The organism is Polyangium spumosum, assembly GCF_009649845.1.
GTDB lineage: Bacteria > Myxococcota_A > Polyangia > Polyangiales > Polyangiaceae > Polyangium > Polyangium spumosum.
Genome location: NZ_WJIE01000007.1, coordinates 338305 through 352942, shown reverse-complemented (window position 1 = coordinate 352942; position 14638 = coordinate 338305). Strand labels below are relative to the sequence as shown.

16 protein-coding genes and 1 pseudogene are annotated in these 14638 nt (G+C 69.3%); 8 read left to right on the top strand and 9 right to left on the bottom strand.

Features of this window, described 5'->3' with window-relative positions; translation table 11 throughout:
* The first annotated feature begins 59 nt into the window (after window positions 1-59).
* From GF068_RS46450 to GF068_RS25625, 4 genes are all read left to right on the top strand, one after another.
* A complete protein-coding gene (locus GF068_RS46450; RefSeq protein ID WP_153822083.1) occupies window positions 60-1748 on the top strand; it encodes an IgGFc-binding protein in 1689 nt (562 codons plus the stop codon).
* 56 nt (window positions 1749-1804) lie between these two features.
* Entirely contained in the window at window positions 1805-2302 is a 498-nt protein-coding gene (locus tag GF068_RS25635) for a hypothetical protein (RefSeq protein WP_153822082.1), read from the top strand.
* Between the two features lie 19 nt (window positions 2303-2321).
* A complete protein-coding gene (locus tag GF068_RS25630; protein WP_153822081.1) occupies window positions 2322-3182 on the top strand; it encodes a DUF6544 family protein in 861 nt (286 codons plus the stop codon).
* 184 nt (window positions 3183-3366) lie between these two features.
* Entirely contained in the window at window positions 3367-3768 is a 402-nt protein-coding gene (locus tag GF068_RS25625; RefSeq protein WP_153822080.1) for a hypothetical protein, read from the top strand.
* 94 nt (window positions 3769-3862) lie between these two features.
* Here the strand turns inward: GF068_RS25625 and GF068_RS25620 are convergent, their stop codons facing one another.
* From GF068_RS25620 to GF068_RS25590, 7 genes are read right to left on the bottom strand one after another with little or no spacing between them, the layout of a single operon-like run.
* A complete protein-coding gene (locus tag GF068_RS25620; RefSeq protein WP_206079550.1) occupies window positions 3863-5434 on the bottom strand; it encodes a glutamate synthase-related protein in 1572 nt (523 codons plus the stop codon).
* Between the two features lie 23 nt (window positions 5435-5457).
* A complete protein-coding gene (locus GF068_RS25615; RefSeq protein ID WP_153822079.1) occupies window positions 5458-6069 on the bottom strand; it encodes a hypothetical protein in 612 nt (203 codons plus the stop codon).
* 39 nt (window positions 6070-6108) lie between these two features.
* Window positions 6109-7689 carry a DUF2330 domain-containing protein gene (locus tag GF068_RS25610; protein ID WP_153822078.1) on the bottom strand — a complete coding sequence of 527 codons (1581 nt, stop codon included), beginning with the start codon at window positions 7687-7689 and terminating at the stop codon, window positions 6109-6111.
* A 29-nt stretch (window positions 7690-7718) separates the two neighbouring features.
* On the bottom strand, window positions 7719-8279 hold the full coding sequence (locus tag GF068_RS25605; RefSeq protein WP_153822077.1) for a hypothetical protein: 561 nt from the start codon (window positions 8277-8279) through the stop codon (window positions 7719-7721).
* A complete protein-coding gene (locus tag GF068_RS25600) occupies window positions 8273-8836 on the bottom strand; it encodes a hypothetical protein (RefSeq protein ID WP_153822076.1) in 564 nt (187 codons plus the stop codon). The genes GF068_RS25605 and GF068_RS25600 overlap by 7 nt, the downstream gene beginning before the upstream one ends.
* Window positions 8837-8884: 48 nt before the next feature.
* Window positions 8885-9736 carry an acyl-CoA thioesterase gene (locus GF068_RS25595; protein ID WP_153822075.1) on the bottom strand — a complete coding sequence of 284 codons (852 nt, stop codon included), beginning with the start codon at window positions 9734-9736 and terminating at the stop codon, window positions 8885-8887.
* A 10-nt stretch (window positions 9737-9746) separates the two neighbouring features.
* Complete coding sequence (locus GF068_RS25590; protein ID WP_153822074.1) at window positions 9747-10532, bottom strand: ABC transporter permease; 786 nt, start codon at window positions 10530-10532, stop codon at window positions 9747-9749.
* A 60-nt stretch (window positions 10533-10592) separates the two neighbouring features.
* Here GF068_RS25590 and GF068_RS25585 point away from each other — a divergent pair, with 60 nt between their 5' ends.
* A complete protein-coding gene (locus GF068_RS25585) occupies window positions 10593-11384 on the top strand; it encodes a DUF6585 family protein (RefSeq protein ID WP_153822073.1) in 792 nt (263 codons plus the stop codon).
* Here the strand turns inward: GF068_RS25585 and GF068_RS25580 are convergent.
* Both GF068_RS25580 and msrP read right to left on the bottom strand, forming a co-directional pair.
* Complete coding sequence (locus tag GF068_RS25580) at window positions 11381-12019, bottom strand: protein-methionine-sulfoxide reductase heme-binding subunit MsrQ (RefSeq protein WP_153822072.1); 639 nt, start codon at window positions 12017-12019, stop codon at window positions 11381-11383. The genes GF068_RS25585 and GF068_RS25580 overlap by 4 nt on opposite strands.
* On the bottom strand, window positions 12019-13035 hold the full coding sequence (gene msrP / locus GF068_RS25575) for a protein-methionine-sulfoxide reductase catalytic subunit MsrP (protein WP_153822071.1): 1017 nt from the start codon (window positions 13033-13035) through the stop codon (window positions 12019-12021). The genes GF068_RS25580 and msrP overlap by 1 nt, the downstream gene beginning before the upstream one ends.
* Before the next feature lie 59 nt (window positions 13036-13094).
* On the opposite strand from msrP, the gene GF068_RS25570 reads away from it, so the two are divergent.
* The 3 genes and pseudogenes from GF068_RS25570 to GF068_RS25560 all read left to right on the top strand — a co-directional run bounded on the left by GF068_RS25570 (window position 13095) and on the right by GF068_RS25560 (window position 14574).
* Window positions 13095-13718, top strand: coding sequence for an NAD(P)-dependent oxidoreductase (locus tag GF068_RS25570; protein WP_170319671.1), 624 nt, complete (start codon window positions 13095-13097; stop codon window positions 13716-13718).
* 1 nt (window position 13719) lies between these two features.
* Window positions 13720-13848, top strand: a pseudogene (locus GF068_RS47405) (pirin family protein); the annotation flags it as partial.
* A gap of 84 nt (window positions 13849-13932) precedes the next feature.
* The gene (locus GF068_RS25560; protein WP_153822069.1) at window positions 13933-14574 is read left to right on the top strand and encodes a HEAT repeat domain-containing protein; all 642 of its coding nucleotides are present in this window, start codon (window positions 13933-13935) and stop codon (window positions 14572-14574) included.
* The last annotated feature ends 64 nt before the right edge of the window (window positions 14575-14638 follow it).

Below are 14638 nucleotides of genomic sequence, written 5' to 3'. Positions count from 1 at the left end.
TTCGCGGGGCGCCCGATCGCCCTTGTGCCTCGGTTCGCGCGGGCCCGATAATCGGGCGCATGACTTCCTCCGGGCTCAAGCACACGACCCTCGTCGCTTTCGCGCTCCTCCTCGCTCCGGGGGCCCTCGCGGCCTCTTGCTCTGCCACGTCGGGCCGCAACGACTTCAGCGACGGCGGCGCGGGAGGCGAGGGCCCGAGCGGACCCGGCGGTCCCGGCAACGGCGGCATGGGCGGCGACATCTTCGTCGGCGTCGGCGGCGCGGGTGGCGCGGGTGGTGGTGATCCCGGCGTCGACCCCGTGACGTGCGAGGAGGCCGCGGCGGCGCGCACGTACATCGGCTGCGACTTCTGGCCGACGGTCGTGGCGAACAACGTCTGGTCGATCTTCGACTACGCGGTCGTCGTGGCGAACGCGGGGGATCAGCCGGCGGAGGTCACGGTCACGCGGGGCGCTACCACCGTCGCCACGGCGACCGTGCCGGCGAACGACCTCGCGAAGATCTACCTGCCGTGGGTGCCCGAGCTGAAGGGCCCGGACGCCAACAATTGTGGCAGCGCCACGCCGCTCTCGGCCACGGTGCGCGTGGCGGACGGCGCCTACCACCTCGTCAGCTCGCGCCCCGTCACCGTGTACCAGTTCAACGCGCTCGAGTACGGCCCGCAGGGCGGCCCGCCCGGCAAGGACTGGAGCTCGTGCCCAGGGCAGTTCTGCGGCTTCCCCGGGCCGCTCGAGTGTTTCTCCTACTCGAACGACGCCTCGCTCCTCCTCCCGGCCACGGCCATGACCGGCAACTACCGCATCACGAGCTACAAGGGGTGGGCGGGGGCGAACATCGGCGCGTACTTCGCGGTCACCGGCACGCAGGACGGCACGAACGTGCAGGTCAAGGTCTCGGGCAAGGGTGAGATCGTTGGTGGCGGCGGCATCCCGTCCACCCCGGCGAACGGCCTCGCGAGCTTCTCCGTCAATCGCGGCGAGGTCGTCGAGGTCCTCTTCGCGCCGAGCTCCGATCCTGCCGGCTCGCTCGTGTACGCGGACAAACCTGTCCAGGTCATCGCGGGGATCCCGTGCACGCAGATGCCCGAAGGCGTGGTGGCGTGTGACCACATCGAGGAGTCCGTCTTCCCCGCCGAGACCCTCGGCAAGCGCTACTTCGTCACGGTCCCGACCTCGCCGGGCGGCGGCGCCGTTGGCCACGTCGTGCGTGTCTTTGGCAACGTCAACGGCACGAAGCTCACCTACCCGGGCGCGACGCCGCCGGGCGCGCCGCTCAGCATCAACGCGGGCCAGGTCTTCGACCTCGGGCAGGTCGGGCAGGACTTCGAGATCGTCGGCGATCACGAGTTCGCCGTCGCCTCCTTCCAGCTCGGCACCCAGCTCGTCGACCTGTTCGGCGACAATGGGGATCCGGCGCAGAGCCTCGCCACGGCCGTCGAGCAGTACCGCCTGAAGTACGTCTTCCTCGCGCCGAACGATTACAACGAGAGTTACGTCGACATCGTGCAGCCGCTCTCGGCGACGGTGACCCTCGACGGGCAGGTGCTCGGCGCCTCGCCGACGCCGATCAGCTCGAACTTCGGCATCACGCGTGTCCCGCTCGGGCCTGGAAAGAACGGCGCGCACGTGCTCACTGCGACGGAGCCCGTGGGCATCCAGGTCATGGGGTACGGCTCGGCCACGAGTTATCAGTACCCCGGTGGCCTGAACCTCGGCACCATCGCCCCGCCGCCGCCCCCGCCCAACTGATCGTCCGGAAAATCGGTTAATCTCGACGCACTGTGTCTTCACGCAGAGCGTTCGCCTTGGGCGTAGGGGTTCTCGGGGTCGTCCTCACGGGGCTCTCTGCATGTGAGAGCCCTCCGCGTCCGCCGCCCAGCGTGGACGGCGGGCAGGGAGGCGAGGGGGGTTGTCCCGTACGACCTCCCGAGCCGCTCTTCGTCCTCGACATCCGCGCCGAGGGCGAGCCGCTCCCGCCGGACCTTCGTATCGTCGTCGAGTGGAGCGCCGGGGACGAACCCCCGTTCGTCCTGTCCGATACGAGCACGTGGAGGACGCTCGACGACGGGGCCAATTTCGTCTGCCACCTCGATCGCAACAAGCCGCCGCCCGTCGACCTCGCCACGCTCGTGTGTGAGCTCTGGACGAGCGGCCCGGTGAACGTGCTCCTCGAGGCCGAGGGATACGAGCCACACGCCGAGACGCTCAAGCCCGAGGTGAGCGAGCTCTGCGGCACGCCCATGCCGATGGAGGTGGCCATCCTGCTCTCGCGTGCGAAGATGGACGCCGGCGCGACGCCCTGAAAGGAAGGCGAAGGAGCGGATGGCTTCTCGTGGCGGCGGCAGGTTGATCCCCCGCATCGTCTACGGGGTCACGGGCACGTTGTTCGGCGGAGCGGTCTTCCTCGCGGGCCGGCGGCTCTATGGCGACCGCGTGATCCAGCGAAAGTGGCGCGCTCTTTTGCCACGGCCGATCGAAGGCCGCTTCGATCCCAGCGAGCTCGATGGCCTCCCCGAGCCGGTGGCGCGTTATTTCCGGCATGCGCTCGCCGAGGGCGCGCCCCTCGATCCGGCCGTGCGCCTCGCCATCCGCGGCGAGATGCGCCTGTCGCCGACGGACGCGTGGCGCCCGATGGAGGCCGAGGCGCTGCTCGCGCCGCCGCGCGGGTTCGTGTGGAAGGCCTCGGTGGGCGGTGGGCGCAGCAAGTTCGTGGGCTACGACTGGCTCGAGGGTGAGGACGCGGGCACCGAGTTTTATGCGATCGGGGCCGTGCCCGTGGCGCATGCGCGGGGGCTCGACGTGCGCCGTTCGGCGGCGGGCCGGCTCGCGATCGAGTCGATCCTCGCGCCGGCCTCGCTCCTGCCTTCGCGGGGCGTGCGGTGGGAGGTCGAGGGGCCCGACGCGATCCGCGCCACGCTCCGGATCGCCGGCGAGCCACACACGGTGGCCATCGCCCTCGACGACGTGGGCCGGGTGCGCTCGGCGAGCCTGCTTCGCTGGTCGAACCAGACCAAGGACAAGCGCTTCACGTGGATCCCGTTCGGGGTCGACGTCGACGAGGAGCGCACCGAGGGTGGCCTCACCATCCCCTCCCGCGTGCGCGTGGCGTACTGGCACGGCACGGAGCAGCAGTTCGAGTTTTATCGGGCCGAACACCGGATCGTCCCGCTGCTGGGTGGATGAATATTTGGCCACCCGGTCCGTTCTTGATCCATCCCCGTATGTTGCGTCTCCCGACGTCCCGGCTTGTAACGACGGAAAATCGCGAGCTTACGGTATTTGCTCGCGGCCGTTTCGGGTGTGCGGCGGCGTTGACGTCTGGCACGGGACGTGCTGAAAACGGAAGTCACGTAGGAGGACGGTCGTCATGAAGAAAGCCCTTTCGCTCGCTGCTGTTGCCATCCTTGCCTTTGCCGGCGCCGCGTTCGCGGGCGACAAGTACGACCTCAAGATCTCGCCGGCCACGGGCAAGTCCGGCGAGAAGAGCTCGGCGACCATCACCGTCAAGGCGAAGGGCGCGTATCACGTCAACCTCGAGTACCCGCACAAGCTCATTCTCACGGCGCCCGAGGGCGTGAGCGTGGAGAAGGCGAAGCTCGTCGCGTCCGACGCGAAGGTTTCGAAGGAAGAGCTCAGCTTCACCGTCGTGGCGACGTCCTCCGCGCCGGGCAAGAAGGTGATCGAGGCCCAGCTCAAGGGCGCCGTCTGCACGGAGTCGACCTGCGAGCCGTTCGTCGAGACGGTCAAGATCCCCGTCGACGCGAAGTGAGCCTGCCGCGGCGCTCTCCCGGGCCCGCGTGAAATGAAAAAGCGCCGCCCCCTCGGGCGGCGCTTTCGTTTTCGAAGACGCGAAAGGGCGCGGCTCAGCCGGGCGCGATGACGAGCCCCTCGGCGCCGGGGAGCGCGGGCGCGGGCTTGCCGGCCATGATCGCGCGGATGGCCTCGATGTCCGCGGCCGAGGGAGAACCCCAGCCGGGCTGGTACTCGAACACCGAGGCGGCCGGGCGGGCGTGGAGCCGGTCGTCGAGGATCTCGAGCTCTGCGAGCGTCACGAGCGCCGGATGGGGCACGCCGCAGGCCCGCGCGAGCTGCAAGAGCTCCTTGCGCAGGACCGTGACGTAGTTGGCGAAGCGCGCGGCCTTGTCCGTCGGATCGAGGCCCCGCACGAGCCAGCGGTTCTGCGTGGCCACGCCCGTGGGGCATTTGCCGGTGTGGCACTCCTGCGCCTGGATGCAGCCGATCGAGAGCATCACCTCGCGGGCGACCGCGATCATGTCGCAGCCGAGCGCGAACGCGAGGAGCGAGGCGTGGGGGAAGCCGAGCTTGCCCGAGCCGATGAACACGAGGTCCTCGGCGAGCCCGGCCTCGGCGAACGCGCGGTAGACGCGCGGCATCCCGATCTTGAAGGGCAGCGCCACGTGGTCGCTGAACACGAGGGGAGCCGCGCCCGTGCCGCCCTCGCCGCCGTCGATCGTGATGAAATCGACGCCGCGATCGCCGCGGGCCATCAGCCTCGCGAGGTCCTTCCAGAACCTGTCCTCGCCGACGGCCGATTTGATGCCCACGGGCAGGCCCGAGGCCTCGGCGAGCTTCTCCACGAAATCGAGCAGCTCGTCGGCCGACGAGAATGCCGTGTGCGCCGCGGGGCTGATGCAGGTTTGTCCGAGGGGGATGCCGCGGATCTTCGCGATCTCGGCCGTCACCTTCGCGCCCGGCAAGACGCCCCCGAGGCCGGGCTTCGCGCCCTGGCTCAGCTTGATCTCGATCGCGCGGACGGGCGCCGAGGCGACCGTCTCGAGGAAGCGCTCCATGCTGAAGCGCCCCTGCTCGTCGCGGCAGCCGAAATACCCCGTGCCGATTTGCCAGACGAGCTCGCCGCCGTGCCGGTGGTGGGGCGACACGCCGCCTTCGCCCGTGTTCTGCATGCAGCCCGCGAGCTTCGCGCCGCGGTTGATCGCCTCGACGGCCGCGCCCGAGAGCGAGCCGTAGCTCATCGCCGACGAGTTGATCACCGAATTCGGGCGAAATGCCTTCTTCCGGGCCCGCTTGCCGCCGAGCACCTTCGCGCACGGCACCCGGTAGCCCGGGTCGTAGCCGGGCTCGCCTGCGTGCAGCTCCGGCAGCGGGAAAGCGGCGTGCTTGACGATGAGGTAGTTCGGGCTCTGCTCGAGGTCGTTGTCCGTGCCGAACCCGAAGTAGTTGTTCTCCTTCTTCGCCGACGCGTAGATCCACCGGCGCTGGTCGCGGCTGAAGGGGCGCTCCTCGTCGTTGTTCGTGACGATGTATTGCCGGAGCTCCGGCCCCACGGCCTCGAGCAGATAACGAAAATGGCCGATGATCGGGAAATTACGCAGGATCGCGTGTTTCGTCTGCGTCACGTCGTAGATCGTGACGGCGACGACGAGCGCGGCGAAGAGGGCCAGGATGATCCACACGGCGGCTTTACCTCCGGGGCAGGCTAACGCTTCTCGGCAGACGGTGTCGAGGGCTCGCTTTGCGCGAGCTCGCCCTCGATCTTCACGAGCGCCTCGTCGATCCAGCGCTCGATCGTGCGCGGAAAAGGCCACATCCAGCCATAATCCGGCCCGGTGAAGCGCCGCACGATCTCCTCCCGCAGCGCCGGGGCGCGGGCCGCGGCGAGGCCCTCGACCTCGGCGACGGCGCGTAACGTCTCCTCGTACGCCTCCCACTCGAAGCGGGCGCGGAACCAGGCGAGGCCCATCGGCAAGGGCAGGACGCCGTAGAAGAGCACCATCACGACCCAGCCGTACCGCTCGAATTGAGCGACGTGCACCGCCTCGTGGCGGAGGATCTCGAGGGCGCGGGTCGGGGCCCAGTCGTCGAAATCGTCGGGCACGTAGATCGTGTGGCCGAGCGTGGTGACGTAATGGCTGAGGTACTTGTGTTGGCCGCCGAACGTCACGGCGAAGAGGGCCGCGCCGGCGGCCCGCTGGTGCCAGTATGCGGACTTCTTCACGACGTGGATCGGGCGGGGCCTTCGGGCGAAGCGTTCCATGAGCCGCGCGAGCTCGTCGCGCGCCCTCCGGTCTGCGATGTGCGTCACCGTCATGCGAGACGTTCCTCCGAGGGCCCCGCCGGATCCTTCATTTCATTGCGCCGAGGGCGCCGGCAGCGCGCGGCGCACCCTGCGGCCGAGCGCGGCGCCGATGCCGACGAGCGCCAGCAATGCAGCGGCGAACTCCTTGCGCTGCCGGCGCTCGCGCGGCGTCGCGCCCGTGTCCTTCAGGAGGGGCGCCACGGCCGACTCCACGCAGGGCGTGTTTTGCTTCTTGCCCGCGGTGAGCCAGTTGTCGACCTCGACCTGCGTCTTCTCCGCCTGCAGCTCGAGGTCGAGCTCGAGCGCCACGCGCGAGAGGTTGCCCTCGATCCGCGTGAGCCACACGCTCGACGGGTGCATTCCGGTGAACGCGACGGCGAGGTCGTCGAGCGTCGTCCCCTCCATCACACCGGCGCATTCGAAGTCGCGCGCGTCGATCTGGCCCGGCTCGACCGCGGCGCACGTCCCGTCCTCGGCGCAGGGGTTCACGACGACGTCTGCGCTCGGCGCGTACTTCAGGAAGCGACCGGCGCAGTCCGCCTCGAATTCGGACGCCTCGCCGTTCAGGATCGCCGTCTGCACGAAGAGATCGCCGATCGTCGAGTACTGCTGGGGGCTCGCGTCCGTCATGTACCGCGTCATCTGCCCCGTCGAGTTTTGCACCGGGGAGAGCAGCGGACCTTGCCGCGCGTACGAGGACAGGAACGTGCGCGCGTTGTCCTTCGCGAGCACCTCGCTGCGCAGGACCGAATAATCGGAGCTCTGCGTCGCGAAGTCCCACGTGACCTCGGCCTGCTCGAGCTTCGCGTTCGGGAAGTTCTTCGCCTCCCAGCGCCCCTCGCCGATCACGTAGAGCGTGATCGCCGTGTTCGCGCCCGTCCCCGCCGCGACCATACGCAGGGGCATGACGGGCGTCGCGCCCGGCGAGAGCACGCGCACGGGCTTCATGCTTTGCACGCCCTCGCCCGGCGCGAGCCGCATCGCGATGAAGTCGAAGTCCTCCGCGACGTACTGGTCGATGATCGGCTGGATCTCGGCGTCGACCGCGAATCCATGGGTCTGCAGCCAATCCGTGAGCACGCCGGGCGTGTCGGTCGCGAGCGTCACGACCTCGTAGGGCCCGACGGTCTCGCGGCGGACGACCTCCACCGGCGGCGGCGGCGGGGCCAGGTCTTCGCCGCCGCCCGTGCCCCCGCCCGCGTAGTTCGCCGAGTCCGCGCTCATCATGAAGCAACCGCAGCCGCTGCCGCCGCTGTCCGTGCTCTCGAAGTTGTCGAAGTCGCCGCCGCCGAAGTCGGCGCAGAAGAGCTGCGGCTGGACGACGCGCGTCGAGGTCGCCGCGTCGAGCGCCTCGAACCAGGCGTTGCTCGCGACCTCGAGGCGCGCGCCTTTTTTGATCGGGAGCACCCACGCGAACTCCTGCGGCGATCCTGTGTATTCGACCTGATCCCAGAGCACGGTCTGCGTCGGGGAGATGGCGAAGGCCATGCGATGGCCCGTCACCACCGTGGTCTCGGGATCGTCTGCCGCATGGAAACAGCCGCCGCAGGCGTCGGCGTCGGTCGCGAAGGCGGAGGCGGCGCCGAGCGTGGCGAGGCAAGAGAGAGCGAAGAAGCGAAGTCGTCGTGTCATGAGAAGCTCCTTTCGGAACCCCAAGAACATCATTTCGGGAGCTTCACGTCGAGCTTGCCGAGGCGCGCGAGCAAATCGCCCCGCTCGTCCATGGCCGCGCCGAGCAGCGCCCGCGCGGCCTCCTCGTCGAGCTCCGGGACGGAGCGCGCTGCGAACCGCGCCTCCTCCGCGGCGGGGACCTGGAAGATCAAGTGGTAGACCCCGGAGCTCGAGACCGCGAGCACGCCGGGCGCCTCTGCGACCCCGAGCAAGCGGCGGATCGCCGCGGCCAGAAACCCAGCCGCCGCGCGGGCGAACGGGCCGCCGCGATGCGAGAGCGAGACGTGGTGCTCGTGTCCGTCCTCGCCGGCTTTCGCCACCGTGTACACCACGGCGATGTCGGCCGACGTGACGAACGCATTGCCCTCGGCGAACGGATCCGCCGGCGGGCCTTTCCCGACGCGCCCGAGCGCGGCCTCCTTGGCGCGGCCGAGCCCGCGGGAGAGCTCCATCAGGTGGTCCGGGGAGAAGAGCCGATCATAACGCGGTCGCTTCAGCACGAGCCGGTAGATCAAGAACACCACGAGGCCGACGAGTAGCCATTTCAGCATCGGGCTTCGCGCCTCCGCGCCCATGCGAAGAGACAAACCATCACGCCCGCGGCGAGCGGGAGCGCCCCGGGCTCGTTCGCGCCGAGATCACACGAGCAGATCGCGCCGCGGCGGCCCGGCGCGCTCGTCGCGGACGTCGTCTTCAGGCACGTGGCCACGATCTCCTGCGTCGAGCCCGGCGCGCAGCCTTTGTCCTCGTTCACGTAGCTCACGGCCTCTCGATGGCTGGCGCCGGACCCCGGGGTCCGGATGACGCCGGGGGCGACGCACATCCGCACCTCGGCGCACGCGTTCGGCGCGCAGGACCTCCCGTCGCGCATGTTGCAGAGCTCCATCAAGCAGCAAGGCCGCGCGCCGCCGTCGCAGACGGCAGGTTCGGAGCCGGTGGGGCAGTGGTCGGGGGCGCAGCCCGCGCCGAGGTGCCCGGTGATGCCGTGGGTCCCGCTGGGACACGAGGTCGGCGCGGGCGGGACGGCGTCGGCGCGCGCGCGGGAAGGCAACACGAGCGCCGCGACGAGCGAGAGCATCGCCGCCCATCGCGCCTTCTTTCGTTCCATGGCGAGGCATCGTGCGGGGGTCCGCGTGGTTCGTCAATGCACTCGGCGCTACCGGGTCGGTTTGCGCAGAAACATCGTCTGCGTCGCGTACGCCGTGAGCTTGCCGTCCGCGCCCCAGACCTCCACCTCCGCCGTCGCGTGACCCATCCGCGCCCTGCGCGCCCACACGCTCACGAGTTGCCATTCGCTCGTCGTGGGGTCGAGGAAATGCACCGTGAGGTCCAGGCTCGGCGCGTGGAAAGGCGGGCCGTCCGGGCCGAGCTTCTGGCGCAGGGCGGGGGGCATGAGGTCCGCGATCGGCGGGATCGCGAAGGGATCGAGCGTGCCGTCCGGCAGGCGCTGGGGGATCTTGTAACGCATCCAGCGCGCATAACGAGCAGGCCCCGCGGACCAGCCGGGCTCCCACCAGACGTGCCCGAGCCCGAGGCGCGAGTCGAAGTTGTCGAGGAACGGGTATTCGGTCCGGCCAGGGGTCGAGCGGCGCGGCTCCACGATCGGCGGGGCCTGCTCGGGATCGGGGACACGTGGAGGCGAGGTGTCGATGAGGTCGATCCCGGGCCGCTCCCGGGCGAAGGTCGCGCTCACCTCGAGGTCCGTGCCCGGGGACGCCTCGGCGCGGAGCGCGGCGCGCGCCTGCACGGCCGCATTCCCTCGCCGGAGGATCTCGACCCGCACCTCGAGTGGCCCCGCCGGGACGGGGGTGCAGAAGAGCGACGTCGCCGAGACCGGGCGAAACGTCGCGTCGCCGATGGCGTCTTCGATCGCGCGCAGCGCCACGGTCATGAGCACGCCGCCCGAGGGCAGGTTCCAGCTCCAGGCGTCGGGCAAATGGGTTGTGTAATGACCGGACGAACCGGGGACGGGCGTGACTTTCGTGTCGAGGGCTAGATCGGAGGGCATCGCGGGACGTTCAGCTCGAAGCGGAGGTATAATGGCCGATGGCGCGGGTCCAGACGGCGCGCGCGGCCACGGCGAGCGCGGTCGCGCCGAAGATCGAGGCGACGGCGGTCTCTGTGGCGAGCGCGCCGAGCAGCGCCTCGGCCGGGTAGGTCGTCATCACGCCGAGCGGGATGACGAAGGTGAAGACGAACTTCCAGATTCCTTTGAACACGGACACGGGCCAGCGCGCGAAATCGAAGATCGAGTCGAAGAGGTACGCGAGGTTGTCCACGCGGACCACCCAGAATGCCGCGGCGATGACGAGGATCCAGATCGAATAAAGGACCACCGTGGCCGCCACGAGCATGACGAGGGCCGTGAGCACGCCGGCCGCGCTGGGCGCGTGGCCGAGGCGCACGAAAGCGAAGGTGACGAGGCCGAGCCCGGCGAGCGCGTCGAGCACGCGGAAGACCTCGAACTTCGTGGTCGAGACGAGGAATTGCGCGTCGGCGGGCTTGAGCAGCACGAAATCGAGCGTACCTTCGCGGATCTGCTGCACGACCGAGAGGAGCGAGGGGTTGACGGCGCCGTCGAGCACGCCCCGGAGCAGCGTGAAAAAGCCCACGACGACGAGCGCGCTCTCGTACGTCCAGCCGCCGACGGGTGGCCTGCCGTGGAAGGCGATGTGGAACGGCACCAGGCCCGCGGCCGTCCAGAGCAGGGCGAGGGCCCCGCTGACCACGAAATCCCAGCGATACTGCATCGCGAGCGTGGCCGACTTGCGGAGCTGGAGGCCGAGCAGGGTGAGATACCGCATCACGCGTCGGCGCGGAGGGTAGCACGTCGCAGCGGGAACGAGGTTATACTCGCCCCCCTCGTGCCTCCGCGCCTCGAAGCCCCTCGCGAAACGAACGCCAAGGCGATCAGCCCCTACCGCGCTGCCCCGCTTTCGTTTGGCCCGCCCGTCGCGACACACCGCACGAGCAAGCTGGGTCGTGTCGGTTACCTCGTCGTGGGTTCGGTCGCGGCGCTCATCGCGCTCGGGCTGCTGCTCGCGCCGCTCGGGCGCGGCTCGGATCCCGGCCGCTGGGCCTTGGCCGTGCTGCAAGCGAGCATGTTCGGGACCGGCGCGGCCTTCGCGCTGCGCGCCTTCGTGCGCCGCGTCCGTGGTCGCGTGACCGTACACGACGAGGGGATCTGCATCACCAACCATTCCGGGAGCCACGTGTTCTCCTGGGACGACGTGACGGCCATCTGGGCGCGATTCTACGAGCCCGTACGTTCACCCGAGTCGATCGTGCGCCTCGGGGCGCGGGACGGCCGGGTGATCGAGCTGCCGACGGAGCTCGACGGCGCGAAGGACCTCGCCGCGCGGGTGCAAAACGAGACGGCGGCGCGGCTCGTCGCGGAGGCGGAGAGCGCGCTCGACGCGGGGGAGCGGCTCAAGTTTGGCCCGGTGGTGGTCGACGCGTCGGGCATTCATTACGGCGCGAGCGGTTCGCCGTGGAACGACGTGGACGCGATGCAGCTCTCGTTCCGGTGGCTCGAAGTGCGGCTCACGTCGGGTCGTCGGCTCCTCTTGCCGACCGAAGAGGTGCGGAACGTGGGGGTCTTGCTGGCCGTGGCGAAGCGGTTCGGCGTGGGGCGATTGGCGGGCGGGCCGGCTTAACCGCGCATGGAGCCGCGTTTGTCCCGGCGCTTCAGCGCCACGTCCATGATCCGGATCAGAAACAGCCCGCCGAGGAGGGCCCCGTAGATCGCCGGCTCGGTCAGGTCCTTCTTCACCCGCATCACGAAATGGACGATGCCGAGGATCGCGGCCACGTACGCGAGCCTGTGCAATCGTTTCCACCGGGCGAACCCCATCCGCTTGAGGGCCTTGGCCGTCGACGTCGCGGCCAGCGGGACGAGCAGGACGAACGCGACGAACCCCACGAGGATGAACGGCCTCTTCGTGATGTCCGCGGCGATCGCGCCGAGGGCGAGGGACTGGTCGAGGACCGCGTACACCAGGAAATGCGCGCAGACGTAAAAAAAGCCGAGCAGGCCCAAGGTCTTGCGGATGCGGATCGGCCACTTCCAGCCGGTGGCGATCTGGAGCGGCGTCGCGGCGAGCGAGAGGACCAGAAGGACGAGCGCGAGCAGCCCGAGCTGGTTCATTGCCTCGGCGATCGGGTTCGCGCCGAGGTCCCTCCGGGCGGCGCGGATCACGAGGACGACGGCCGGGGCGAGCCCTCCCGTGACGATCGCGGGCGAGAGCCAGCCGAGCTTGCCCGCGCCCCTGGGGATCTCGCTCGCCGCCATCAATAAAACATCCGGAGGTCCATACCCGCGTAGAGGTGCGCGACCTCCTCCGCGTAACCATTGAACATCAGCGTCGGGCGCTTGTCGAGGTCGCCGATGCGCCGCTCCATCGCCTGGCTCCAGCGCGGGTGTGCGACCTCCGGGTTGACGTTCGCGTAAAACCCGTATTCGCGCGGGGCGGCCATGTTCCAGGACGTCTCGGGCTCCTTCTCGACGAGCGCGATCCGCACGATCGACTTGATCCCCTTGAACCCGTATTTCCAGGGCACGACGAGCCGGAGCGGGGCGCCGTTTTGCCCCGGCAGCGATTTGCCGTAGAGGCCCGCGGCGAGCATCGTGAGCGGGTGCTTGGCCTCGTCGAGGCGTAATCCCTCGCGGTAGGGCCATTCGAGCACGTCCGTGAGCTGGAACGGGAGCTGCTCCGGATCCATGAGCGTCGTGAAGGCGACGTATTTCGCCCGCGACGTCGGCTCGAGCCGCTCGATCAGCTTGCCGAGCGGGAAGCCGAGCCACGGGATCACCATGGACCACGTCTCGACGCACCGCATGCGGTAGACGCGCTCCTCCAGCGGGAACCATTTCAAGAGCGTATCGATGTCGATGCGCTGGGGTTTCTTGATCTCGCCCTCGAACACCACGGTCCAGGGGCGAGGCTTCAAGGTCTTCGTGTTCCGCGCTGGGTCCTCCTTGTCGAGGCCGAGCTCGTAAAAATTGTTGTACGTCGTCACGTCCTCGTAGGGCGTGCGAGGTTCGTCCGTCTTGAAAGGATCACGCGCCGCAGCCGAGCCCGGGGGCGCGGGGGGCGGCCCGGGCGTGGGCAGGGCGAGGCCCGGGGGCAGGGGCTCGGCCGTGACGGTCGCGCGGCGGCCGCGGCCCGTGAGCGCGACGAGGCCCGTGCCGAGCGCCGCGGCCGTGCCCACGAAGAGCCCCGCGCTCTTCAGGATCTCGCGGCGGCGCAGGTATCGCGCTTCGGGCGTGATCTCGGAGCTCGGGGGCGGCGGGGGCAGCCTGGCCATGAGGGGATTGTAAACGATACGCGTTGCGACGTCGCGCCCGACGTACGATGATTCGGCGCATGAAGATCTTGGTCTTCGGGGCTTCGGGGCCCACGGGTCGAGAGGTCGTGGCGCAGGCGCTCGACGCGGGCTACGAGGTGCGGGCGTTCGCGCGCAGGCCCGCGGCCGTGGGCGCCTGGTCGCCGCGCCTCGAGCTCGTGCAAGGAGACGTGCTCGAGTGGGGCCACGTGGGGCCGGCGATGCGCGGCGTGGACGCGGTGATCTCGGCGCTCGGGACAGGGAAAGACCTCGGCGAGACGAACCTCTTTTCGGACGGATTCGCCGCCATCTTGTGGGCGATGGCGGAGGCGCGCGTGCGCAGGTTCGTGTGCGTGACGTCGGCCGGGACGATCGAGGACCCGCGGGCGCCATTCTTGTTCCGGACCGCGGGGCGATGGATGTTGCGGAGGGTGATCGCGGATCAACAAAAAGCGGAGGAGCGGCTGCGCGCGAGCGACTCCGACTGGACGATCGTGCGCCCGCCCCGGCTCCTGGACGGCCCGAGGCGAGGCAATTACAAGGTCGAGAAGGACGGGCCCGCCGGCGATTCGTACGAGGTGAGCCGCGCGGACGTCGCCGAGTTCATGGTGAGCGAGCTGATGGCGATGCGCTACGTGCGCGAGGCCGTGGGGATCGGGTATTGAGATGCGAGCCGGAAGCAAGATCGTGCTGGAGACGCAGCCCCTCGGTTTCCCCTGGGTGACGGCCGATCCTTTCCTGTTCTGCGTGCACCACGACGACGCGTACCCCGCGGGCAACGAGCAAATGGGGCCGGAGCGGGTGGGAGGGTCCCGGAGCGGAGCGTATGATCGAGCTCATGATCGTACGGTGCATTCGTCGATGTGGTAGCGGTCGGGTATGGTCGATCCCCTCACCGATGATTTCGCGGCGTGCGCCGAGGCCCTCCGCACGGATCCGGCCTTGATTGAGAGCACCCTGGACGCGAAGCGCTTCTGCCTCCAGCTCCTATCGCGTGGAGATCCGGGGCTCGCACTGGTGCGCTCGGTCGTGCGAGACAGCGGCTACAAGGCGCTGGTTCGCGCGAGCGCCGCGCGCGCCCTGAGCCCCGAGATGGATCCGATCGATGTCGAACATACTTGCTCGCTCTTGCTCTCGGGGAAGATACTCACGCGCTACATGGCAGCGGTGGCCTTGTGCCGCACGGCGTCGCCTGCGTCCGTGGATGCGCTGATCAAAGCCCTCGACGACGACGAGATCTGCGCCGACATGTGGTGGCATTTGTATGTGAGCGACGTGGTCGCGCTGGCCCTCACGCGTATCGGCGGCGTTCGCGCCCCTGCGCTCGATGCTTGGTACGAGAGACGAAGGCGAGAGCTCAGCCTGCCCGATGTGTTCGAGCAGGAGAGGGCAGCCTGCGCCCTCGCGCGGGTCGGAGATGCGCAGGGACGCGCGATTCTGGAGGAGTGCGCCGCGACGGGGAGGGACATGGCGAGCGATGTGCTCGAAGCCCTGTGCGACGGCAGCGAACCGTACTTGTGAGGCGCCTCGCTCGGCTTGCATCGCAGTTGGCTCCCCCGTCTTGACACGGTGTCGGATCGACACT